This window comes from Hyphomicrobiaceae bacterium (assembly GCA_041397645.1).
In the GTDB taxonomy this organism is placed as follows: domain Bacteria; phylum Pseudomonadota; class Alphaproteobacteria; order Rhizobiales; family Hyphomicrobiaceae; genus Hyphomicrobium_B.
On the sequence record JAWKWE010000004.1, the window covers coordinates 1,557,433 to 1,581,592 of the forward strand.

Genomic DNA, 24,160 nt, shown 5'->3' on the forward strand with positions numbered 1-24,160 from the left:
GTCTTCATCCGTCAGCGCGGAGTGACGGAAGCGGTAATTGTGCCGTCTTCAGGCGCTACTTTCGCGCCAGGACGAACCATCGGATTTGCGACGCCTTGGATGATGATGTGCTCGTCTCCCTTGAGACCCGAAGAGACGACCCGTAACCCGTCGACAATCTGACCGAGCACGACGGGCATAGCCACAACGGTATTCTCTGCGTCTACGGCCAGCACGATCTTATTTGCCTGGTCGGATAGGATGGCCGCGTCGGGAATGAGCAACGCCTGACTTTCTCCGCCAAACAGCGCCAGACGTCCAAAGACGCCGGGCGTGAGGAAGCCGTCCTTGTTATCGAACACGGCGCGCGCGCGGACGGTGGCTGAGCGTTCGTTCAGCGTATTGTCGACAAAATCCATCCGGCCTTCGCGGGAATAGTCGTCTTCATCGGAGAGCTTCAGGCGTACTTTTATGCCGTTTTCACGCGATGACCGTTCGCCCGACTGGTAAAGCCGCGAATAGCGGAGATAGTCAGCCTCCGAAACGTCGAACACAAAATGAATGGGATCGAGTGAAACGATCGTAGCCAGAAGCGTTGCGGAGTTCACGCCGCCGTTCACGAGGTTTCCGGCATCGACCTTGCGATCCGAGATGCGACCCGAAAGCGGAGCGCGCACTTCAGCCCACTCCAGATTGAGCTGTGCGGACTTCAGGTTCGCCCGAGCGGCCTCAATCTGCGCTTGGGCAACACTGAGCGAGGATTTTCTCTGCTCGTAGACCTGCTCGCTCAGCACCTTCGTTTTGGCGAGCGGCTCGGCGCGCTCGACGTCCGAGCGTGCAAGCTCAAGCTGCGCTTCCTGGCGCGAAACCTCAGCTTTGGCCGCCTCGACCGCAATCTCGAAGGGACGCTTGTCGATGGTGAAAAGCAGATCGCCCGCCTTCACCATCGTACCGTCCGTGAAGTGGACCTGTTCGATGAAGCCGGAAATGCGCGGGCGAACTTCCACGCGCTGAACCGGCTCAAGGCGGCCCCAGAATTCATCCCATGTCGAAATCTTCTTCGATAACGGGGACGCGACCGTGACCGGAATTGCCGGCGGCGCGGATTGGGCACGAAGTTCGGCAATGGGCAGCCAGAGCAAAAACCCGATGGCCAACAGCATCAGGACAGGGCGTGTCATCATGTCTTCCGGTTCTTAGATTAGGAAGCCCAGGTAGTTCCGCGCATGCTGGGTCCCCCCTTGCGCAGATGTGGGCATCTCATGGTTCGACAATCTAGCACTATCAAAACATCCCGCCAGCACAAATGCCTAAAACGGTACTTTAGCATCGCATATTGTGCACAAATTCCCCTGTGTCAGCGGTTCTGGCCTCATGCGACAGCAGGAGTCCGGCATTTCCTTTTTTCCCGATTTGTAAGGTTTGTCACCCCACCGGCGGCATCGGCGCATCCCATGATCGTGCGCGCTTTAGGAACACGCCGCGAGCCTTCAAATCTTTCAGGACGACGTACATTTGCGCCGTGCTCAAAGCGTCGTCGAACGCATTGTGGGCCTTAAGGGGCGGCAAATCGAGATCGCTCAGTATTTCGGCGAAGCGCAGGTCGACCTTTGTTCCTGGCGGAGCCTTGGAGTACTTTCGGTCATAATAGAGGTCACTGACGTCTATGCGCGGGTTGGTCAATCCCACGCCGAGTATTCGGCGAACGTCCTTGTTGACCATCTTGAAGTCGAAGTCGATCCAGTAGCCGACAAGCGGACGGCTGCCGATGAACTTGAGCAAATCGGGCAACACGGTTTCGATACGCGCTTCGTCAGCAACGTCAGAGCGCAGGATCTGATGGATCTTGATCGACTCAGCATCAAGGTTGGCGTTTGGCTTTACGGTAACGCAGAACGCCTCACTTGTCAGGATATGATTGCCGCGGATCTTTATGGCGGCGATCGAAACGATGTCGTCTTTGCGGGTGTTCAGTCCTGTCGTTTCGCAGTCTATGGAGACGACTTCATCGTCCGGTGGCGGTTCGAACAGAAACGCATATGCGCTGTCCTTAAGGCGCATCCGGTTCAGTCTGCGTTGTACGAATTCGCGCATGGCACTCACAGCATGGCCAGATGATAGTGTGTGCGAAGGATTTCCTTAAACCGCTTGACGACCTTCAGGGAGTCTCTCAGCAGATCGCGCTCTGCGGCGGAGAGGGTGCCAAGTCGCACAATGGCTTCCTCTTCATGGCGGCCTGTGCGCATTGCTTCAAGTTGCGATTTCAGGCGTATCTCCATGAAGTAGTTGAGCGCGCTGTGCATCTCGTCTGCAAGCTCTTGGCTCAACGCTCCCGTGCGTGCGAGTTGCGCGAGGCGCTCGGCCGTCGAAGTGGCAGAGATCCCTTTCTCGATGGCCATGACGCGCACCCCGTGAACAATGGGAAATGTGCCGGACTTCTTGATATGGATGGCATCAGAGCCGACGCCGACGCTGGCCATGATGGAGGATAGTAAGCCAGCAGAGGCGTCCTCGAACTGATCGATGGCCTTTGCAAAGCGCGCCAGATAAGCGCTCTCGCCCTGCATGAGCCTGACCATTTCGTATTTAGCGCGTTTGAGCAACTCGCTCTGTCCGGTCACGGTGACGGCATCAAAGAATACGCCGAGGTGCATGGCGCTATATTCGTCTGGTGTCATCACCCAGCTTCTGATCTGGTGGATGAAGCCGTCGATGGTTTGAGACCAGACGGGATTGCGCACCATGATATTGCCGGGGCAAGGCGGAAAGCCAAACTCGTCGAGCGCCTGCGTGAAGTCTGCACGGAAGCGCTCCATATCAGCTTCAGGCACGGCTTGCGAAAGGAGAAGGCCGTTATCCTGATCGGTGCGGACGGTCTGTTCTCCGCGCCCCTCCGAGCCCATGACGATCAGGCAGCCGGATTGCATGATCGACGGAGGTGCGATCAAGTCGAAGATCTTTGCGAACAATGCGCGATTAAGGTCCGAGGTGATCTCGGCAATGACTTCAACCTGGACCTTTTGGCGGTGGAGGCGCTCAACTTGGTCTTGGATGTCGCGCGCAGGAAGTTTGAGATCATCGATGGTCCGCGCGCGGTCGATGCGTCCGGGAATGAGCTGTGAGTTGCCAGCCACGAGCCCGAGAATGTCGATGTCCTCAAGTGTGCCCACAAAATCGCCGTGCGAGACCACGGCAAGGCGGCGCACGCGATGGCGCGTCATCTTGATGAGGGCTTCGAAGATGAAGTCGTCGGCATCGGTGGAAAAGATCTCAAAATGCGCCACGTCGCGGACCTTGGTGTCGAGCGGCATGGCATGGAGAACGGCGGCTTTAGACAGGTTGGTGCCCGTGATTATGCCAGTGCGTGTGCCGTCCCTCACGAACAGCGTGTTGTTGTGGCGCTCTTCCATAATGCGGGCGGCCTCGGTTATCGTCGAGTCGCCCGCGATGAAAATAGCTTCGTGCAGCCGGGTGTCCTTTACGCGGGCGCGCAGAACGCGATTGACGCCCCCGGTCTCGTCGTCATGCTGCTCGGTGTAGTCTGTCAGCTTGCGCGACAGTTCAGCATAGAAGAAGGCGGCAAAGCCGGGGTTGGTTCGGATCAGCTGAACAATGACATCGCGAGGCAGGAGGTAGCAGAGCGTTTCCTCGGAAGCGACAAAAGTTGAGCCGGCAGCGCCGTGGACCAATGCGCGCGCGTCGAAGCTGTCTTTGGAGCGAAGGACGTGCTCAACCTCGTCGCCGTCACGCTCATCGACGGAGCCCTTAATGATGACATGGAGAAATTGCGACGCCTCTCCGCGCTCCACGATTGTTTCTCCCGGTCCCCAATAGCCGATGTCTATGGCTGATCTGAGTTCGCTAATCTCGGCGTGTGTGAGCCGGTCGAAGGGTGGGTTCTGGGCATCAAAGGCTTGTGGCATGTCGGGTCGTGCACCTCGCCGGTGTAGGGCGCGTCGGGGCGCGCTGCGGTCGGCCCAAGCGGCTCCAACGCGTTTTGCTTGGTCTCAATATCAGGACGGCCGGTCCGCGATTGTTCGCAGACCGGCCGCCATAGCGTTTGTTAGGACCAGACGGTTGTTGCCGCCTTGACCGCGATCAGTGGGATACTGCGCCGGTCGCGCCGATACCCGTTTCCGAGCGAATGTACTGAGCTTCGTAGCCAGCCCGGTCTTTTTCACCGCGCGCGCTACGGTCCAGCACTGAGAACAGCCAGATACCGACAAAGGCGATGGTCATGGAGAACAACGCCGGGTTGGAAATCTGGAACAGGGCCGAACCTTCCGGATGCCCCAGGGCTTTCTCCCAGACGCCGGGGCTGAGCACCAACATTACGGTTGCGGTGATGAGACCAAGAAGACCGCCGATGAAGGCGCCTCTGGTTGTCGTGCCTTTCCACAACGTGCTCATCAGGAGAACCGGGAAGTTGCAGCTTGCCGCCACGGCGAACGCAAGACCAACCATGAATGCCACGTTGATCTTCTCGAACAGAATGCCAAGACCGATGGCAATGATGCCGATGAACAATGCTGAAAACTTGGAGATCCTCACCTCGGTGTCTTCCGATGCCGTACCCTTCGCGATGACCGACGCATACAGGTCATGGCTGACGGCGGATGCGCCCGACAGTGTCAGGCCAGACACGACCGCCAGGATAGTCGCGAACGCCACGGCCGAAATGAAGCCGAAGAACAGGTTTCCTCCAACTGCTTTCGATAGATGCACGGCGGCCATGTTGTTTTCGCCGAGCATGTCGGCCGGAAGGTAGCTTCCGTTGGCTGCGGCTACGGCTCCGGGTTTGAAGAACTCAGGGTTCTGCAACAAGAAGGTGATAGCGCCGAAGCCGATGACGAAAGTAAGGATGTAGAAATATCCGATGAACCCCGTCGCATAGAGCACGGACTTACGTGCGGCCTTGGCGTCGGCCACTGTGAAAAATCGCATCAGGATGTGCGGGAGTCCGGCAGTGCCGAACATAAGTGCCAAGCCAAGCGAGATCGCTGAAATTGGATCCTTGACGAAGGTCCCAGGCCCCATGATTGCGGCTGGATTAGCACCCGCCTTGCCGTCTACGATCGCTTTCGGATGAAGCTCTACCGCTTTGGTGAACATCGCCTCCGGCGAGAACCCGAAATGCGCAAGAACCATCACCGCCATGAACGTAGCGCCGCCAAGCAGCAAGCACGCCTTGATGATCTGCACCCAGGTGGTTGCCACCATGCCGCCGAAGGCCACGTAGATGATCATCAAGGCCCCGACGATGACAACTGCATGCCAGTACTCAAGTCCGAACAGCAGCTGGATGAGCTTACCGGCACCCACCATCTGCGCAATCAGATAAAGCGATACGACCGTCAGTGTTCCAAGCGCTGAGAGCATACGAATGGGCGCTGGATCGAGGCGAAAGGCCGCCACGTCGGCAAATGTAAATTTGCCGAGATTGCGCAAGCGTTCAGCAATCAGGAACAGGATGATCGGCCATCCGACCAGGAAGCCGACCGAGTAGATCAACCCATCGTAGCCATTGGCAAACACGAGCCCCGAAATGCCGAGGAAGGATGCCGCCGACATGTAATCGCCAGCGATGGCCAATCCGTTTTGGAAGCCGGTGATGCCGCCGCCGGCCGCGTAGAAGTCAGCGGCCGACTTGGTGCGGCTGGCAGCCCACTTGGTAATGACAAGGGTCGCCGCCACGAAGATGAGAAACATCACGATGGCGGAGACATTGATTTCTGACTGTCCGGAGAACTCAGCCGAGTCCGCAAAGGCCGACGAAGCTGCAAGGGGGGCGAATAGAAATGCTGCCGCGACGGCAGCGACGTGATTCAATTTTGCGCGCATCACTTCTTCACCTTCTCGACAATCTGCTTCGTGAGGTCGTCAAATTCCGAGTTGGCTCGGATGACGTATATGGCCGTCAAAATGAATGCCGAGATGATCACGCCCACGCCGACCGGAATGCCCAGCGTCGTCGTTCCGCCTGAAAGTGGTTCTGCCAACAGCTGCTTGTCGAAGGCGATCGCCAGGATGAAGCCGAAATAGATCAGCAACATAAGAACCGATAGGATCCAAGCTAACCTGGAACGCTTGTGTATGAGTTCTTGGAATTGCGGATCCGATTTGACCCGCTCGATGAGAGCGTCGTTATCTGATTGCATGCGCTTCTTCCTCCCAAACGGCCCAAATTGTTGTCTTGGGCTGCCGTCTCTTCGCCGTTGTCCAGGCTGTTTTGCCGAACGGACGGACTTATTATTGTCGCAACACACGATCCATAGCTGAGGGTGGATGCTTTCGCCAGTTTCCGTTGGTCCGTCTTTGGACCCAACCCCAAAATACCAACCACTTTTTTCTAAGTGAGCCCGGCGCACTTGTGCCCACAGATAAGCGATAAGGATTAACGAGCCGACCCTACACGTTCAAATCTTCAGCAGGCTCACTGCCCCGTCGATAAGATTAAGTTTGTTGCGACGCACATGGGACCGTGAGAGTACAGATCTTGAGCGTGATTTGGGACGATAGCGCTTGAAGCACGGCGTGATTTGGTCGACAATTTCACTGTTTTACTGTCCCAGCACTGGGCCACTGTATGGACCTAATGTGGAGCAAAACGGCATGAACTTGGATTATGAGCGGAACGCTGAAAGTCCAGCGAATGACTTGATCATTGTGGCCATCGTGCACGTTGTGATTTTGGCAGGTTTCTTTGCTGTTCACTTTGGGGTGGCACCGCTTTGGTAACCCACCCGGGATGACGTGCAGTAAGGTTGGGGGATAGGCAAGTCGGCATGGCCGCCAAAATATGCCGCGTCGTTGTGTGGGTCTTTCTTATCAGCTACGTCTTGGCTCTGGCACTGTTTGCGATCGGAGCCTTCGGTTTATTGGGGCAAGAGCGCGATCCCCTTTCGGCGGTATTTCTGATCCCTTTGGGATTGCCGTGGAACCAGTATCTCGATGGTTTTGCAGACGAGATGCGGCCTTGGCTGGCTGGCGCCGCGCCCCTCCTAAACGCTCTCATTCTAATGATGCTCTGTCGTCTGTTGCGAACTAAGTTTAGCAACGGCCATTGAAAATCCAACGATTTGCGACGGTGAAGGAATACACCGACCGCTGCTTGATGCCTTACGACATGGCATTTCAAACTGACGTTCCCAAACGCCAACTGTTCTACATTGCCGGCAATCACGACTGGTATGACGGACTGACAGCCTTCACGAGCGTCTTCTGTACCGCGCGCGACCGCTATACGCATGGACTTGGCAAGCAAATCGGCGGCTGGCGCTGCCATCAGCGGCGCAGCTATTTCGCACTCAAGATGCCCTACAACTGGTGGCTTTGGGGCGTTGATCTCGGGCTGACCGATACCATCGATGATGCCCAGCTCGATTACTTTCACACCATGGCGGAGAGTACAAAGCCCGGTGACAATGTGATCATCATCACCCATGCGCCTGGCTGGGTGAATAAAGAGATCGACGGCTTGCATGAGATGACGATGCTGGCTCGCTCTCGCGGGGCCAGCGTACCGCTCGTGCTCGCTGGTGATCTCCACCATTACAGCCGCTACTATTCCGACGACGCCCGCGTTCACATGATTACGTCAGGTGGGGGAGGCGCCTTCGCCCATGCAACGCATCAGTTGCGGCGGCGCATGAAGGTCAATTGGGCGGTCGAGACTGACAAACCCGCGCGGGTCTCCGATGGTAGCGACCGGCCCGCATTTAACCGCGAGGAGCGTGAGGCGGTTGGGCCAAGCGATGATGTCGATTTCACCGAGAAGCCTGTCTCCGCTGTCTCGGCGCGCTCGCGTCTGAAAGGCAAACTGGACGGTAGCCTTAAACAGATTTTGAAGGATACGGATTTCCGGGCACCAAATTTCTACCCTGAACGGTGGAGGAGCCGACTGCTTGTATTGCGCAACATTTGGCTTCCCTTCCACAATTGGCGTTTCGCCATTCTGCTTGGCTTGATCTACATGGTTTTCGGTTGGGTCTTTCAGCTATCGGTCGCCGATCCGATCGAAGGGGTACGGCAAGCGCGCTACGCGAGTGCAGACATTGATTGTCTCGGCAAGCTGAAAGTCGATGCAGATCCGGCGGCCCTCGCAGCGTGTCAGACCGACGCCTACAAGCGTGTGGACGAAATGTTGGAAAGCTTCCGTCTCAAGCTGCCGACAGCAGATATAGAGAAGCCCAATTTGCCCAAAATGGACGGCAAGGAAATGACTGCCGAGCAGATCAAGCAGGTCGGCGACTACATGAAGCGAGAGTTGCGCACGTTTTGGGAAGCGCTGCTTTTGACAGTTAGCCCGAAACGTGTGCTGTTCGGTATGTTGGCGAATCCGGCATTCTTCATCATGGTCGTGGCGTTGTGGGCGGGGCTTGTGCACTACGTCGATGCATTATGGTCGTCGCGCATTGTCAACGGTCTTGCCAAGCTGGTGTTGGGGAGTGCGCACTTCCTCGCGCATATGGCACTGTTGCTCGTGCTCACAACGATCTTCAACCTGGCCATATATTCGCCTCTCGTGGACGGAAAGAACGCTCTATCGACCATTGTGATTGGCGTTGCCACCTATACGAGTTTGATCGTCATTTTAGGCGGCATTCTGGGTGGTATGGTGTGGGGTATCTATTGGGCCATCACGTCGGCGTTGTTCGGTATGCACATGGATGCATTCAGCGCCCTTGGCATTGCCAACTACAAGAACTTCCTGCGCATGAGTTTTGCGCCCGACCGATTGACTATCTATCCCGTCGGGCTGGCCAAGGTGCCCGGCAAGAGGGGGTGGCGCGCACCGCTGGCCGGTGAAGTTCTCCCGTCGCACAATCCGCTAATCCTGCCCAAGAAACCTTTGAAGCCCCAGCTCATCGAGGGTCCGATCGTGATCGAGACTCGGCCTCAATGAGCCGGCCGGTAAGGGCTGACTTCTGATGGTGCGGTCGTTTACCTGCCATTTACCGGGTGCTTCGACGGGATCCGGTCTCCTCTGATTGCACTGCTGAACTCACTTGAACTTAAACCGTGTCCGGCGGAATTTGCACGCCACCAGCTTGTCGAGAGCCGAAACTCGCTATGACAAGCGTTGACGCCGCTATCCCCGTGCCGTTGCCGCAGGGTAGTGAGGACATAAGTTTCGACAGCGAGCAGCTTGAGTTCAGTAATTCGGCGAGTGTAGCGCGAGTGGCGGCGTTCTACCGCTCGGCTTTGAAGGAAAAGGGCTGGATGGAGCGCAAAACGCCGATCAACAAGCCGAACATGGTCGTTCTCCAGTTTGACAAATCGGGATCGAGTGCCGAATTCACCATCATGCAAATGGGTGATCATACGCAAGTGACCGGCACAGGTGCTGCGTTCGAAGCCGCCGCAACCAAGTCTGATGGCGAAGAGGCGCAAGCGGGTGCATCCGCGGACGATGAAAAGAAATCAATTACGGTCGATCAATTGCAGCCGGACGAGGCTGCTGGTTTGCCCGTCCCCAAACAGAGCACGAGCAAAGGGTCCGAGAAGACCATGTTCCGCGTCAGCGCCCTGGCAGACGTTGAGGCTCCACTTCAGTCCGTGCTCGAATTTTATCGCCGTGAACTCGGCAAGCGCACCGATTGGCAAATGCAAAACGAGGCGAAGGACAGTTCAGGCTCAGCCCGTGTTCAATATGCGACGCCTGAAGGGCCCGCTGTCCTTACGTTGACGGAAAAGTCTGGCACAACGTCTATAGTTTTGCTGGTGCGCAAGAAGAAGGAGGCGCAGGCTTCCGGTTTGATGCCCAAGCCGGGTCAAGTTCGGATCCTGATAGGCAATATCCTGGAAAAGGACGCCGAAATTTCGTTTGCGAAGAAGACGATCAAGGTCGGAGCAGGAAAAGGTGCCAAAGCCCCCGACGGGCCAACCTTGGAAATCAAACCAGGATCTTACGCGGTGAACGTTAAGCCACCCGGATTGAATGCCTCGCCGGAGACTATCACTGTTGGCGCCGACGAGATTTGGGGCTTGATGATTGGTCCGGGTGGAATCTTGGCGCTTCCGATGTATTGAGACCTCGTAGCTCTACCAACGAGGCCACTTTTGCAGGCGCTCAGCAAGCGAGGCTGGTTCAGGCGCTGCCGGAACCAATAGGGCTTTGCTACATTACTCTGGGTATCAAAACTCAAAGTTTTCAGAGCAAAGGATCGTCCGTGTTGGAGTTCACCGATCGGGGCATCTATTGCCCTGCCGCTGATATCTATATCGACCCCTGGAAACCCGTTGAGCGGGCCGTCATCACGCATGGTCATTCCGACCATGCTCGGGCTGGACACGCACATTACCTTTCGACGACCACCGCCGCGCCAGTGATCCGGTACCGGCTTGGCGAAATCGATATCGATACTGTGGGATTCGGCGAGGTGCGGACAATAAATGGCGTTTGCGTTTCTCTCCACCCGGCTGGACACATTCCAGGTTCCGCACAGGTTCGACTTGAACATCGCGGCAAAGTTTGGGTGGTGTCGGGTGACTATAAGACGGTGCCCGATGGGCTTAGCGAGCCCTTTGAGCCGCTGCGGTGCGATACATTCATCAGTGAATGCACCTTCGGCTTGCCGGCGTTTAAATGGCGACCGCAGGCGGACGTAATGGCCGATATCAATTCATGGTGGGCAAATAACGCGCAGGCCGGCCGCGTTTCGGTAATAGGAGCCTATTCTCTTGGCAAAGCGCAACGGCTGATCGCGAACGTCGACACTTCCATCGGCCCGCTTCTGACACACGGTGCTGTCGAGTCCACCAATGGTGTGCTGCGTGCGCAAGGCATTGAATTGCCGCCAACGACACGCGTTGTGGCGGACATGGCAAAGAGCGACTTTGCGCGCGCACTTGTGATTGCACCACCCTCTGCGCTGGGCTCATCGTGGTTGCGCAAATTTGGCGACGTTTCGACGGCTTTTGCGTCTGGCTGGATGGCGCTGCGCGGCGTCCGTCGTCGGCGTTCGGCAGACCGCGGCTTCATTTTGAGTGATCACGTAGACTGGCCGGAGCTCAATAGCGCCATCGATGCAACTGGTGCACGGCGCGTGTTCGTGACACATGGCTATACGCATACGTTCCGGCGTTGGCTTGAGGAGCGGGGGTTTGAAGCGTACATCGTCGATACAGAGTACAGTGGCGAACAACTCGATGGTGACGCTTCTGGGTTGGGTGATTCGGAATCACTTGAGGCAACGGAAACGAGCCAATGAAGCGGTTCGCTGAGCTGTTCACGCAACTTGATCAAACCGCCAGTACGAACCGCAAGGTCGAGGCGCTGGCATGTTACTTAAGCGATGCTTCCGATGAGGACAAGCTTTGGGCTATTGCGTTGCTTTCAGGGAGACGCCCTCGCCGTGCGGTAACGTCGACGCAACTGCGCGAATGGTCCGCCGAGGTCGCGGAACTTCCGCTTTGGTTGGTCGATGAAACGTATGCGGTTGTTGGCGATCTTGCCGAAACGATTTCGCTGGTGATGCCCCAGGACGGTGAGGGTTCTAACCTTCCGCTGGCATATTGGATTGGCGTTCTTCAGCAGCTCCAGCTCAGCGACCCTGCGGACAGACGTCGGCGAATTGTTGAGGCTTGGCAACAGCTCCAAGGTGTTGAGAGATATCTGTTTAACAAGCTCATAACAGGCAGTTTCCGTGTCGGTGTTTCGCAAAAACTGATGACACGCGCATTGGCAAAAGCGACCGGATTGCCGGAAACAGAACTCGCCCATCGGATCATGGGGCAGTGGACACCTGCTACCACCACGTTCGAGCAGCTCATCTCGAAAGCCGACACCCAAAGCGATCGTTCGAAGCCGTACCCTTTCTTTCTTGCCTATCCGTTGGAAGGAGAGCTTGCCGCTCTCGGGGAGCCCTCGGAGTGGTCGGCGGAGTACAAGTGGGATGGGATTCGCGGGCAGGTCGTGGTGCGTGGAGGAGAAACCTTCGTCTGGTCACGTGGCGAAGAACTGGTCACGGACGTATTTCCGGAATTTAAAGATGCGGCGACATATTTAGCCGACGGCGTCGTGATTGACGGCGAGATTCTCGCGTGGCGTGACGGCGCTCCACTTTCGTTCAACGCTCTTCAAACGAGGCTCGGCCGCAAGAAGGTTAGCGCCAAGCATCTGCGTGATGCTCCTGTTGCCATGGTGGCCTATGACCTGTTGGAGTGGCGGGGCGCTGATATACGCCAGCAGCCCTTTCTGGAACGCCGGCGGGCGCTTTGTAATGTCGTATCGGAGTTGCCAGAATGGGCTTGCGTGAAACTATCACCGCTTATCCAGTTCAGCGATTGGCGCACATTGGCCGATGAACGTGAGAACGCGCGTCGTAATTCCAGTGAGGGGCTCATGTTGAAGCGCAACGACAGCCCATACCGCGTTGGCCGGCGGAAGGGCGACTGGTGGAAGTGGAAAGTCGATCCCCTCACTATCGATGCTGTTCTTATATACGCCGAAGCGGGCCACGGGCGACGCGCCAATCTCTATACAGACTTCACCTTTGCCGTGTGGAACGAAACCGGCGAACTCGTGCCTTTCACGAAAGCTTATTCAGGGCTGACTGATGCCGAGTTTCGAGAAATCACCTCTTGGGTAAGGCGCAATACACTGGAAAGGTTCGGCCCAGTGCGACGGGTGCGGCCTCAGCACGTTTTTGAGATAGCGTTCGAGGGCATTCGTGAGAGCTCGCGTCACAAATCCAGTGTTGCGCTCCGCTTTCCCCGTATGAAGCGATGGCGGCGCGACAAGCTTGCGGAGGAAGCAAATTCTCTGGCGGATCTGAAGGCGATGCTTCCCGTCGAGGCTGCGCTAGAGCTACGCTAGAGACGATTTCATCCTATCAGGTGCGGAGGTCCGCAACCCAGATCATTCCGTCGGTGAGGTAGCGGTTGACGTGCCCAATGGACAGGCGCTCTCCCGGAAGATGCTCTCGGATGTCGGCAATGGTGTTGAAACGCTTAAGTTCACCGATGATGAAGTCGCGCTCTTCGTTCGTGTCGGCGTCAGTTGCGTGGGTGATCTGAAAGCTCAACCGGGTCAATGAGAATCCGGTATCTTTCGTGCCGGCTCCCACCCACAGCACTCTTTCATCGTCGGCGGGCCGAGGCTCGTCATGCCAATACGCGGGTGTGTCAATGGTCTGCTCGGCACGTTCTATGGGTAGCGCCCAAAAGCGAACGTGATGTCGTTTGCGCGGGCTATCGTCAATTGCCTTCTGGAAGCCGAAGTCCTGGCCGCGTCCAAAGAGGTAGAGCGTACTGAAGGGCGCCGCTGGGTAGGGTTTGTTGAGAACGAATGCGCGGACCATCCGCCATGAGCTCGAAAGGCTAAGCGCATCGGCTTGCGTCCAGCCGGCCGTTGCGAAGGCGCTTCGAAGTTGGTGCGCGGTACCGATGAGTGTGAGATTGACGGGATCACCGGGCAGGCCATCACCGGTGGTCGTGTAACTGGGTACGTGCCCTCTCTGCAGGATTCGGAGGCCGATGCGAACGGCGCGGGGGAGTATCACATATGCTGAGATGCCGTACGTGGCGGCTACGGCAAGGCCTAACGGAAGACGGTTGTCCACATCTTCGAATATGACAAAGACTATAAGCCATACCGTTACGACGCCCAACGCGAAGACTAGGAGACGCTGAATGAAAATCTTAAGCCACTTCATGGTGCGCACTCCCCCTTGACGCAGTGTCACCCGTTGCCGCTCCTGAGATGGGCAGCCCTGTGGCGATATTCGTGACGTGAAGGTTGCTTCAGGCGACGCTAACTGAGGAGTTTACCTTGGAATAGGCCGCTTTCAACGTCCTTTGATGGTCGGCTAAGGACGGATGACCAACACCTTTCGAAGTCTGAAGTCCGCTAGGGGGTCTCCGTAAGCAGCTTAATCAGCTATATTCTCTGCGATTCGAATAGCGGAGGCTGAGCAATGAGTTTATGGGCCGTTGCAGGTATTGCCGCGTTGGCGCTTTGCATTCTGGGCGTACTGGGCAAAATTTCGTTTGCAAAACGGAGCTTCGACGAGAGAAGCGATGCAACGAAACTTGTGTTCTCCGCGAATCGTCGTCGGCGAGCCGCAGGAGGTATCTCGCGGGTTATACGCGAAGACTGACTACCGCCGACTTACCGAGGTCACACCAAAAGCGCCCCAATAGCCGGAGCATCCCCGTCGAGGCACAGTTAGGTCTAGTCCTAAGTTGAGTGCAATTAGACGTCTCGCCAACGGAGCGCGGCCAAGAGTAAAATTATCCCGCAGGTCGCTTCGACGATCATCGGCATGCTGAATAATTTTTTGGCTTGGATCGGGGTCTGTGCGGTGCCGTTGGCGCTGCGCGTCGACTATCATCTCGGCCGACTTGGCTACGGAGCAGAATTGTCCATATTGCGCTATCCTACTTCTATCGGTCTGAAGCCGGGCATTCGTCAACTACGTATTGCGTAGTTGTTTGCTCCTTACCGCGCAGCATCGCAGGAAGCTTACCGAGCGCTACTCCATTTCAATAGACTGCCGCTATCGGTCGGGATGATGGAGACAAACATGACCCCATTTTCCGACACATGCGCTCGGGCCTTGCCCATTGCCTCACTCTTCTCCTGGTAACAAACATGGTTACGGCCATCATCGATGTGGTCGACACCGTTCGCTTCCTAAGGGGCGGGAGACGGCCTCATTGCCGCTGGACCCGAAGTATGAGGGACGAAGGAAAGTGCGAGCAGACCCAGGCATGAGCTGCGCTCTCGTATTTTTGATAATATTCCCGCCCTTTCGTAGCCACAGAGCGATATAATTTTAGGCCTTACATACCGCTTTTTATGCAGAGGTGGAACATGAAGGTTGCGAGTATATTGAAGTCCAAAGGCGGGCGCGTAATGACAGTGCTGCCGGATGAAACCGTCCAACACGCTGCAGCAAAATTACGACTCGAAGGTGTTGGTGCGCTGATTGTCAGTCGAGATGGGATGACCCTGGATGGCATGCTCACCGAGCGTGATGTAACCAAGGCTTTTGCCGTGTACGGTACCGAGCTCGCAAGCAAGCATGTTCGAGATATAATGGAAACCGGCGTGGTGACTTGTGGTCCTGAGGATGGGATTGGAGACGTTGCGGTTTTGATGACCAACCGTCGTCTCCGGCATCTACCTGTTGTTGACGGTGCACGGCTCGTCGGCGTCGTGAGCGTTGGCGACATTCTCAAGCATCGGTTGGATGAAGTCGAGCTTGAAGCAAGAGTCATGTATGACTTTTCTATAGCGAGGGGCTGAACAACCGCTCCATCACGCTTACAGTACGAGATATATGATCGCATCGGTCATCGATGATGCTGGGAATGCGCAGGAATGATGCGTTCAAGCGCTGATGCCACGACTCCTGGCGAGGCGGACTTGTGCGCTTGTTTACTGTCCTGCGCCTCTTCCACACCACCAGTCGTCCAGCCTCATGGCAGCCATTGCCACCTTGGCGGCGACCGAGCGTAGTGGCTCAGGAGGTATTGGAAGTGATCGCCGATTGACGAACCAGAGGTCGGCGATATCGGTTTTCTTGTCCAGAACCAGATCACGGATAATGCGACCGTTCATTTGGGTCATCGCGACGCCATGTCCGGTGCAGCCGAGAGCGTAGATCGCTCCGCCGCCGTCGAGTGTTCCCACTTGCGGGGTTGAATCCGAAGTGACGGAAAATGCCCCGCCCCAGCGGTAGTCGATCCCGATGCTTCGAAGCGCTGGGAAGGTCGACCCTATGAACCTTTCAAGATGCGTCCAAGCTTTCTGATTGGCGTCGTTATTCATATTGCCAGCAAAGGGCACGAGTCCTGGACCACCGCCAACGAGCAATCGCCCGTCCGGCGTCAAGCGATAGAAATGCATAAAATTTCGGCCGTCTTCGACGCCTTCTCGTCCCGCCCACCCGAGTGCCGCGCGCTGTTCTTCAGAAAGTTTGGCGGTTACGATGATATAGGCAAAGGCAGGCAACTGTTTGGATGCGAGGCCCGGCATTAGGTGCGTATAGCCGTTTAATGCGTAAACGACGCGATCAGCCACCACCGAACCATTGTTAGTCGTGATCCGATACCGACCCGCATCGCGTTGCACACCGGTAACTCTCGTCTTCTCGTAAATCGACGCACCGCTCTTGATAGCCAATCCTCGCAAGGCATCGGCCCATTTGATGGGATTGATCAGCCCACAATGCGGCTCGTAACATGCGCCCAGAAACGTATTGGACCGGACACGCGCCTGCGTCTCGTCGCGGTCCAGCCAACGAAAGCCGTCGATACCGAGAGATTGGAAAAATTCGATCTCTTTCCGGATGCGCGTCACATAAGATGGAGACGTGGCAACTTTTAAGAATCCGCTGCGCTCGTAGTCGCAATCCAAACCATGCTCTCTCAGCATGGCTTCCAACGTCGTTATGGCGCGCTCCATGTAAGCATGCGCCTCGCGTACGGCTCCTTTTCCATGCAAGGCTTTCATGAGGCCAGCTGAAGCCCCGAACAGCGTCATAACGAAGCCTGCGTTACGACCGCTGGCACCGAACGCCGTGGTTTCGGCTTCAAGCACCGTGACGCTGAGGCTTGGGTCGGCGCTTTTTAGATGATAGGCGGCGGAAAGACCCGTGTAGCCTCCGCCAATGATGGCCACGTCGGTTTTGATATCGGAACGAAGCGGCGGTGCGATCTCTCGCTCCGGCCGGGTTGCCAACCAGTAATTGCTCGAACCGTCGGCAAAATTGCCCATAGCGACTTCCTTTGTAGACGCCCGTCCGTCGCGACGTCTTCGATTACCACACAGTTTCAACCGATCAAGCCATCAGACATGAGCGGGCTTGCCGTTATGCTGCCATCGGCAGGGCCGCGCCGGATTTGGTGGCGCAAGCTGAAGTCAGGCTGGAAGCGATCTTGCTGATGAAATTTCGGGTCTGCTCGACGACCACGTGACGTTGCTTGTCGAGCGTGACCATGTGGAAGCTGTCCTCCAGCACCACGAGATCGGCCGAGCCCCGCAACTTCTCCATAATGTAAGTCGCGTTGTTCAGATCCGCGTAGTCATCCTGGCGGGAATGAATAACGAGTGTCGGCTGTTGAACCTCAGGTAGACACTTCCTGACAGCTGCGGACAGTCGGCGGTGTTCCAGCACCATTGCACCGGGCGTGCCGACCGTCCCGAAGTCCGATCCATCGGATGCTGCCAGAGCAGCCTGCACAAAGGAGCGAACGCGCGGGCACTTGATGCCGAGCGACGGCGCGTCCGGGAACTCCATCAAATTGGCGATCCAACGATTGGGGACAAGTGAAAAGAGCTTCGCATACCACGGCATTGCCCATCCGTTGATCCACAACGTAGGAGAAAACAATGCGACACCCTGCACTTTATCGGGATGATTGGCGGCAAGGCTCAAACCGATGATGCTTCCCAGGCAAAGGCCGCCGACAATGACCGTGTCGCATTCTTCGCGCAGCGCATCGAGTGCGGCTTCGGCGCTGAGATACCAATCTTTCCAGTTTGTTTTCACGATGTCTTGGCGGCTGCCTCCGTGTCCGGCGAGCTGCGGGCAATGGACCGTATAGCCAGCCCGGCCGAGTCCCGTTGCTACGAAGCGCATCTCGGCGGGGGTTCCACACAGACCATGGATCAATAGGACTCCGATCTTTCCGCCGGCAATGCGGTGTGTGTAGTGTCCAGACGTTCTGTCCTTCCCAACATCAGTCGTCGTTGCTTTCAGTTCGGAAGTCATGGCCTGTTCTCCCTTTCCATGAGCGTCGCAAAGATTGTCTAGGCCCGCGGGGAGGGCCGATCTGTTCCTTGCGCAACAGGACGTCGTAGGGAATGGACCCTGCCTATCAGCGTTCCGCGGACTACTAATTCAAGGACGTCCGCTCAAGGGCTGGGCGGATAGACATCGAACACACGATGTCCCCAAAGCACCAATTGTCAGGGTTGAATCTCACCACAAGGGACGGCATCGCTGGCTTGTCTCGCAAGTAACAGCGATTGCCATGAGTTCACGCTACGCCGACAGCAACATCTGAACCTGCAAATGCGACGGAGGTTGTTCCATGGAAGAATTGGCGCCGGGAGTGATTGCCATTCTCAAGAAATATGTCGGTGATCCGTCTGCATTTATTGGATGCCGCACGTCGCTCACCGAGCTTGAAATCGATCATTTAGATATTCCGATGGTCCTGCTCGACATTGCCGACCGCTTCGAAATTGAAATCCCTGCCTCGGAGATTGGTGTGTCGGCGACAGTCTCTGGGCTCGTCGGAGCGGTGGCTTCACACCTTCAAGTGAAAGCCTCGCCGCGTGCCCCACGGACATTGCGTCCAAAGCGTTCCTGGGTGTCGACCGTCGCCGAGGCCCGGCACTAGTGCCGAGACTTCGAGACCTGAAATTCAACGTTTCCACACTTGACCTTTGGAGAGCAAGTTATGGCCAACGAACTGATCGAATCGCACAACGTCAATGCTCCTTTGACATTTCAAAGGAGCGGCGTTTTTGAACGGGTTTACAAGTTCTGCAACGGACTTCTGACAACTTTCGCAACTGTGATCTCCGGTTACTTTATCCTCGCGGCAGGTTCACTTTACTGGCTGGTGGCCGCTGCAGGCGCGATCGGTTCCAAAATATTTCCGCGCGCGATTATAGAACGTCGCCCTCTCGCTTGGCTTGCCGGCTCGGTGGCGCTCACCTCCTTGCTCTCTCAGGGTGCTTCCGGCTTCTTCCCCGACTATTCCAATCCACACCAGGTTGTTCTGGAACTTTGCTTCTGGTTATCGCTAGGCCTCGTAGCGCGCGCTTATCTCCTCTACACCGAATGCGCCGATACCTTCGAGGAACTCGATGGGTCGATTGCAAGCCGCCGGCTTGAAAGGTGGTTCGCGTCGGTTCTGCATCACCCTGTCGATGCCATCTTTACGCGCGTGTGGGTGGCGAACTCGGTCGTTATGGCGCCGATGACAACACTGTTGATCCTGCCCAATACGATCAATTACTTCGTTATCATGGCCTATGCCACGGTGCTGTTATTGAGCCAGTTTCCGCAGGAAATCGTCGAACATCAGAACATCCATACGCGAATATTCTCGCCTAAAATTGGTGCGCCGAAATGGACAAAAGTGCTGCTCAAGGTTCTTCAGTTCTATTTCGAATACGTCTTCGCGCTGCTGACTGCTCGCGTTCCCGGATTCTATCGTGTGCAGCACGTCTACGTGCACCATGTAGAAGACAACGGGCCCCTCGACACCCAAACGACGCTGCCTTATGACCGCACAAGCTTTTTCGATTTCAGCCGCCATGCGTTTTGGCAGGGTATCGACTTGGTCAGTGGGGCGTTGCTGATCAATTATCTCGTGCGAAAGGGCAAGAAGCGTCAGATACGCGACGTCGTTCGTGGGCTTGCAATCTGGTATGCGGCGCTGTTCGCTGTCGCAGTCTTCAATCCCATGGCCGCCGTCTATCTTTTCGTGACGCGCTTCGTTGGCGGCCCCTTCATTACGCTCATCACCTTTTATCAGCACGGCCTCGTCGATCCTGATGAAGTCGATGAGGTGCACGGCCATACAATTGACTACGCGGGCCCGGAACATGGAAATCTCGGTTTCGACTACCATGTCGAGCATCATCTCAAGCCGGCGCGCCACTGGAGTCACTACTATGAGGAGTTCACGCGGGCTGCGGAAACGGGCGATGGTCACCCCGCGGTCGTGATGCAGAAGGAACAATTCGGACCGCTTGCCCTTGTGGCCGCCTTGTGGCGGAAGGACTATTCCGCAGTCGCTCGCCATGCCCGCTTGCGGGGGATCCCAGAAAACGACGAAGCGGCTCTTGCCCATATTGTGAAGGAGCGTGCTTCGCCGATTGGAGGAGCAGTACGCAAAGGGCTGCCGGAGAAAATCGACACAGCCATCTCTCGCATCATGGCTGCTGTGCTGCCCAAATCCTTCGCAGTGTGAGCTGGGCTGAGGCTACTAACTAACAGCAGCTTCGAGGAAGGGTATCGTCGGCCTTCGCCAGAAAAGATGGCGAGGGCCGATCGGTTAGTGACAGTGAGGGCGACTGCGCGTCGGATTCAAGTCGAAATGAAAATGATTGCGATGTACGTCATTCGCCTCCGGGCCCAGGGTCGTGCCGAATTCCCCGCATGCACCCTTGAACACGCTCCTCAAGAACAGTGTCGTTGGTGTCGGTCTGGACGGCTCAAGGATGGCATCCTTCTTGGCGGGGATAGTCCCCGAGGGCTGAGGCTTGGCCGCCAATGAACTCTTGGTTGAGACACTGACTTTCGCGACGCGGAGGCTGACGACAAGTTCGCCATACTTGGTTTTTGTCCGCGGGGATTTCGTGGATCCGTCGGACTCGGTTCGAGCCATTTCGGCCTTTGCTTTTAACTTTTTCTGAGCCTCACGAATGTCGCGGGCTGTTGGTCCCCATCCCTTCAAGACAGTCAGCATTCGGCCATTGCTCAGCTCCAATGCTCCTATGTCGATGGCATTGGCAAAAGCATGCTGGCTGAGGTTTCCAGTGGGAAGATTATAGACGTTGCGGCAGGCGTACGCGGAGGCGCCCACAATACGCGACACTTGGCTGCCGAGCCTTCTTCGAGCCTCAGGCTGAAGGGTCGTCTTGTTCCATCGATACAGCGAGGCCATCAGGCGGCAGTTGGTTTCCACCGGAGGATCGAAAACAACCTGTGAGCTGGCTCCCAGGCTCTTCAAGCGAACAGGCGCTGGGACGTAACATCTGTCTGTCTTGATCGGTGGTAGAAGCTCCACATCAGCGGAGATCGATTGGAGCAAGTGCATGCATTCTTCGCGGCCATGCACGATTTCAAAGTTGGTCAAGTCCGCTTGGCTCGCAGTAGCCGAGTCCGGCATCGACTTTTCATGAGGGGGTTCCGAGGGCGGAGTTGCGCTTGTTTCGCCCCCGAACGGGCCTGGAGAGAGCGGCACCAGTCGCAGAATGAAGACGCCCAACATCACCGCAATTGATAATGCGGTTGAAAGGCCCAACAATGGATCACTTCGGGGCGTCATGGCTTGTTTTGGCCAACACTGACAACGATCCCAGCCTCTTTTGAGGCGCGGGGCAGCAGTCTATAATAAATATGACTAAGGAATTACTTAGATTGAACGGGCGGAAGGGCGATTAAATGCCCAAACTTTTATCTCACCAGTTTCTCGCAACGATCTCATACCTGCGTGTCTGGCGCGTCAGACGTGCAATGCATTGGATTGTCTGCGCCATCGTAATGCTGCCGACGATCTCACCGGCTTGGGCGGACCAGGTTGAGCGAGGCAGGGCCCTTGCCGAGCGCCTTTGTGCTGAATGCCATCTAAACCCGGGACAGGGAGAAAAGCAGGGCGAGATGGGCATTCCGGGCTTTGTGGCTGTCGCCAAGCGGCCCAATCAAACGATCGACAACATCGTGCGCTGGCTTCAGTCGGCCCCTCCCATGATGCCAGATCATCATTTGACCCGTGATGAAATGGAGGTTTTGGCCGATTTCATTATGTCACTTCGGGGTGGGCAATAAGCTGCTCGCAGCGAAGTCGAGGAATAGTCTCAGATTGCGCATTTGGGTTACGCGAGCCGACGAAATAGCACTGACAGGTTGTTTGCCGGCATCTGTTCTATCACCGGAGCACCGAAACCGTTGGCCATTGCCAGATCTGCCAAGGCTTCAACATCGCGAACGCCCCATTCTGCATTACGGCTGCGCAGGTCGGCATCAAAGGCCTCGTTGCTCGGCGCCGTGTGACGACCTCCCATACGATAGGGACCATAGAGATACATAACGCCTCCAGCAGGCAGTATCCGCGCAGCACCTCGCACAAGGCCCTCTGTAGCGGCCCAGGGAGAGATGTGGACCATGTTGATGTTGATAACGGCGTCTGCAGCGGTAATGGGCCAGTTTTCGGAAGCTGCATCCAGTGCAATGGCCGGGCGCACGTTCGTTAAACCGAGTGTCGCTGTCCAGGCGTTGATGCTGTTCCGGGCCATTGGATCCGGATCGGTCGGCTGAAAGACCAAGTGGGGATCGCACGATTGTGCGAAGAACGTGGCGTGCTCGCCAGTTCCGCTCGCAATCTCAAGCACAAGCCCTTCGGATGGTAGGTTGCGCTTCAGGACAGCCAGGATCGGCTCTCGATTGCGCGCCGCAGCAGGCGCGAAGCGCCTTTGATCATTAGTCATCGCTTACAGTACATCGACGGTTGGTCAGCGGACAACAAAGCAAGTGCGCGGTGCCGGCCCCCACCGGCAAAGCGAAGGTGCCCTCCACGATAGAGAAGGGCGAAGTTTGTGCCTTTGCAAATGTTGCTGCCGAGGAAGGTGCCCGGTACGGTATCTGAGCGTCCAGACAATTCCGGTCAGGGAGATGAGTGTTCCGTGGCATCCAATGAGGATATCTTCGGCAGGATGGTTGAACAGGCCTTCGAAGAATTGCCGACAGAGTACCGCGAGGCCTGTAAGGATCTATCCATTCGCGTGGAGGAATTGGCATCCGCTGAAGTCATGTCGGCGCTACATCTTACCGACCCGCACCAGCTGTTGGGACTGTACCACGGGATAAGCCTGGCCAAGAAAACCACCTTTCAAGTGCAGATGCTGCCGAATGAGGTGCTCATTTATCGCGAGGCGATCACCGCATACGCAGCGGCGCGGGGATACGCATTGCGCGACGTCGTGCGGCACGTGCTCGTTCATGAAATTGGCCATCACTTTGGCTTTTCAGATGCCGACATGGAGGCGATCGAACGGCAAGAGTAATGAGCAGTTGATCGACTTAGGTCATTGGCAAGACCGGAGAGTGGCCGCGGAATTCGCAGCCTGTGCAGGCATATTAACTGAAAGCCAAGGCCCGTCTTCGATGGGCAACCTTTACCAAAAAGGCCGAGGTTGGGGCTTTGTAAAACGGCGGCTTACCAGCTCTGCTGCTGGCGCTGGCCAAGGAGCTCTTTCTGGGACATTATCCCGACCAATCGGGAACTTATTCCCGTTTGGTCGAGCCTTGCGAGTGGCCCACAGTCGAATATGTCCAGTTTCCGAGCCCTAATTGTCCGCCTTGCAATGATTGCCGCGCCCCTAGCAATGGCTGCAGGTGTAAACTCCGCGCGGAGCGGTCCGTCGACCGGTGAGGAGGCTGATATTGGTGCACCGCCCGCCGTGGTGCGCACCGCTCTAGTCGAGCCGACAACGATTGCGCAGAGGCTGACCGGCATTGCCAACATCCTAAGCCCAGAAGCGCTCATCCAGCTCGACAGTGACATACGCACGGCCGAAATTGCCGCGAAGTTCAGCCAGCGCGAGTTGACGCGCTATCAATCAACCCAGTCACTTTCACTCCACATCATCGAAGGCGCACAACGCCAAGCAGAGACAGCCGCCACGCAATTGGATTTGCTCAAGTTGCGCCTGAGGCAGACATGGGGGGATAACTCGCCATTCCTTGACGTCGACAAACGCAAACCCCTCATCGACCAGCTTAGCGCTGGCAAAATCTCCCTTGTGCGGCTCGACTTTCCTGATGCCATGGGCTCACTGCCCAAGAATGTGCACGTGACACCCTTGAGCGGTGGCGACGACACTCAAGTCTCAACATTGTGGCAAGCACCGTCGGGAAATTCCGCGATGCCGGGTGTCTCGTATTTCGGACTCATTACCTCGGCACCCGGGCTTCGCCAGTTCGATCGCGCGCGCGCCGTTGCCGACAAGGGAGATGCGCGCAGTGGAACCATCATTCCCCAATCGGCGCTTGTCGTATTCGCTGGTGAGACTTGGTGCTATGTCGAGACCGCGCCGCAGACGTTTGAACGTCGGAAAGTCCCTCTGACGTGGCCGGTCGCTTCCGGCTACCTCGTTGAAAGCGGCTTCCCAGTCGGCACCAAGGTGGTGGTGCGCGGTGCCTCGACGCTACTGTCGCGCGAGGCCGAACCTGGCGAGGGCGACGATGACGACGACGGGCGTGGAAGCGATGCCCGGCCTCATCCAAGGCCTGCTTCTCCAATGGCCGATAGACCACAAGCCAATGATGACGAGGCTGGAGATGATGATGCTGGTGCAGTTGAGAAGAAGCAAGGAATGAGGGAAGTCGAGGCGGAGAAATATCCGCCGAAAATAGGCGTGCGAACCGAATCTGCGTTGACCGCAGGGCCTACTACGGGATCAACCGGGCGGACACCGGCAGAATAGTAG

At 56.7% G+C, this 24,160-nt stretch carries 21 protein-coding genes; 11 read left to right on the top strand and 10 right to left on the bottom strand.

Annotated features, from left to right (window positions below):
- Window positions 1-11: 11 nt before the first annotated feature.
- From R3D51_07120 to R3D51_07140, 5 genes are all read right to left on the bottom strand, one after another.
- Window positions 12-1,163: an efflux RND transporter periplasmic adaptor subunit gene (locus R3D51_07120; protein ID MEZ5899251.1), complete on the bottom strand. Its 1,152-nt coding sequence runs from the start codon at window positions 1,161-1,163 to the stop codon at window positions 12-14.
- 241 nt (window positions 1,164-1,404) lie between these two features.
- A complete protein-coding gene (locus R3D51_07125; protein MEZ5899252.1) occupies window positions 1,405-2,073 on the bottom strand; it encodes a 3'-5' exonuclease in 669 nt (222 codons plus the stop codon).
- Window positions 2,074-2,078: 5 nt separating this feature from the next.
- Window positions 2,079-3,902 carry a DUF294 nucleotidyltransferase-like domain-containing protein gene (locus tag R3D51_07130; protein ID MEZ5899253.1) on the bottom strand — a complete coding sequence of 608 codons (1,824 nt, stop codon included), beginning with the start codon at window positions 3,900-3,902 and terminating at the stop codon, window positions 2,079-2,081.
- Window positions 3,903-4,077: 175 nt separating this feature from the next.
- Window positions 4,078-5,820: a cation acetate symporter gene (locus tag R3D51_07135; protein ID MEZ5899254.1), complete on the bottom strand. Its 1,743-nt coding sequence runs from the start codon at window positions 5,818-5,820 to the stop codon at window positions 4,078-4,080.
- Window positions 5,820-6,137, bottom strand: a complete 318-nt coding sequence (locus R3D51_07140; protein MEZ5899255.1) for a DUF485 domain-containing protein — start codon at window positions 6,135-6,137, stop codon at window positions 5,820-5,822. The genes R3D51_07135 and R3D51_07140 overlap by 1 nt, the downstream gene beginning before the upstream one ends.
- A gap of 627 nt (window positions 6,138-6,764) precedes the next feature.
- Between R3D51_07140 and R3D51_07145 the strand changes: the two genes are divergently transcribed.
- The 5 genes from R3D51_07145 to R3D51_07165 all read left to right on the top strand — a co-directional run bounded on the left by R3D51_07145 (window position 6,765) and on the right by R3D51_07165 (window position 12,799).
- Window positions 6,765-7,046, top strand: coding sequence for a hypothetical protein (locus R3D51_07145; protein MEZ5899256.1), 282 nt, complete (start codon window positions 6,765-6,767; stop codon window positions 7,044-7,046).
- Window positions 7,047-7,066: 20 nt separating this feature from the next.
- Window positions 7,067-8,884 (top strand): hypothetical protein, encoded by a 1,818-nt coding sequence (locus R3D51_07150; protein ID MEZ5899257.1) that lies wholly within the window; start codon window positions 7,067-7,069, stop codon window positions 8,882-8,884.
- 167 nt (window positions 8,885-9,051) lie between these two features.
- On the top strand, window positions 9,052-10,011 hold the full coding sequence (locus R3D51_07155; protein MEZ5899258.1) for a hypothetical protein: 960 nt from the start codon (window positions 9,052-9,054) through the stop codon (window positions 10,009-10,011).
- A 140-nt stretch (window positions 10,012-10,151) separates the two neighbouring features.
- Window positions 10,152-11,192: a ligase-associated DNA damage response exonuclease gene (locus R3D51_07160; protein MEZ5899259.1), complete on the top strand. Its 1,041-nt coding sequence runs from the start codon at window positions 10,152-10,154 to the stop codon at window positions 11,190-11,192.
- Complete coding sequence (locus R3D51_07165; protein MEZ5899260.1) at window positions 11,189-12,799, top strand: ATP-dependent DNA ligase; 1,611 nt, start codon at window positions 11,189-11,191, stop codon at window positions 12,797-12,799. Before R3D51_07160 ends, R3D51_07165 begins: the two co-directional genes overlap by 4 nt.
- A gap of 16 nt (window positions 12,800-12,815) precedes the next feature.
- On the opposite strand, the gene R3D51_07170 is transcribed toward R3D51_07165, so the two are convergent.
- Window positions 12,816-13,637, bottom strand: a complete 822-nt coding sequence (locus R3D51_07170) for an LssY C-terminal domain-containing protein (protein MEZ5899261.1) — start codon at window positions 13,635-13,637, stop codon at window positions 12,816-12,818.
- Between the two features lie 1,202 nt (window positions 13,638-14,839).
- Here R3D51_07170 and R3D51_07175 point away from each other — a divergent pair.
- Window positions 14,840-15,232 carry a CBS domain-containing protein gene (locus R3D51_07175; protein MEZ5899262.1) on the top strand — a complete coding sequence of 131 codons (393 nt, stop codon included), beginning with the start codon at window positions 14,840-14,842 and terminating at the stop codon, window positions 15,230-15,232.
- Window positions 15,233-15,364: 132 nt separating this feature from the next.
- Here the strand turns inward: R3D51_07175 and R3D51_07180 are convergent, their stop codons facing one another.
- Both R3D51_07180 and R3D51_07185 read right to left on the bottom strand, forming a co-directional pair.
- A complete protein-coding gene (locus R3D51_07180) occupies window positions 15,365-16,705 on the bottom strand; it encodes an FAD-dependent oxidoreductase (protein MEZ5899263.1) in 1,341 nt (446 codons plus the stop codon).
- 94 nt (window positions 16,706-16,799) lie between these two features.
- Window positions 16,800-17,702 (bottom strand): alpha/beta fold hydrolase, encoded by a 903-nt coding sequence (locus R3D51_07185; GenBank protein MEZ5899264.1) that lies wholly within the window; start codon window positions 17,700-17,702, stop codon window positions 16,800-16,802.
- 322 nt (window positions 17,703-18,024) lie between these two features.
- Between R3D51_07185 and R3D51_07190 the strand changes: the two genes are divergently transcribed.
- Window positions 18,025-18,336 carry a hypothetical protein gene (locus R3D51_07190; protein ID MEZ5899265.1) on the top strand — a complete coding sequence of 104 codons (312 nt, stop codon included), beginning with the start codon at window positions 18,025-18,027 and terminating at the stop codon, window positions 18,334-18,336.
- A 60-nt stretch (window positions 18,337-18,396) separates the two neighbouring features.
- Entirely contained in the window at window positions 18,397-19,920 is a 1,524-nt protein-coding gene (locus R3D51_07195) for a fatty acid desaturase (GenBank protein MEZ5899266.1), read from the top strand.
- Window positions 19,921-20,004: 84 nt separating this feature from the next.
- On the opposite strand, the gene R3D51_07200 is transcribed toward R3D51_07195, so the two are convergent.
- A complete protein-coding gene (locus R3D51_07200) occupies window positions 20,005-20,841 on the bottom strand; it encodes an extensin family protein (protein ID MEZ5899267.1) in 837 nt (278 codons plus the stop codon).
- Between the two features lie 275 nt (window positions 20,842-21,116).
- Between R3D51_07200 and R3D51_07205 the strand changes: the two genes are divergently transcribed.
- A complete protein-coding gene (locus tag R3D51_07205; GenBank protein ID MEZ5899268.1) occupies window positions 21,117-21,500 on the top strand; it encodes a cytochrome c in 384 nt (127 codons plus the stop codon).
- Between the two features lie 47 nt (window positions 21,501-21,547).
- Here R3D51_07205 and R3D51_07210 read toward each other — a convergent pair whose 3' ends face one another.
- On the bottom strand, window positions 21,548-22,159 hold the full coding sequence (locus R3D51_07210; GenBank protein MEZ5899269.1) for a DUF938 domain-containing protein: 612 nt from the start codon (window positions 22,157-22,159) through the stop codon (window positions 21,548-21,550).
- Between the two features lie 195 nt (window positions 22,160-22,354).
- Here R3D51_07210 and R3D51_07215 point away from each other — a divergent pair, with 195 nt between their 5' ends.
- Together R3D51_07215 and R3D51_07220 are read left to right on the top strand one after the other, a co-directional pair.
- Entirely contained in the window at window positions 22,355-22,735 is a 381-nt protein-coding gene (locus tag R3D51_07215; protein MEZ5899270.1) for a metallopeptidase family protein, read from the top strand.
- 321 nt (window positions 22,736-23,056) lie between these two features.
- Entirely contained in the window at window positions 23,057-24,157 is a 1,101-nt protein-coding gene (locus tag R3D51_07220; GenBank protein ID MEZ5899271.1) for a hypothetical protein, read from the top strand.
- Window positions 24,158-24,160 lie beyond the last annotated feature (3 nt).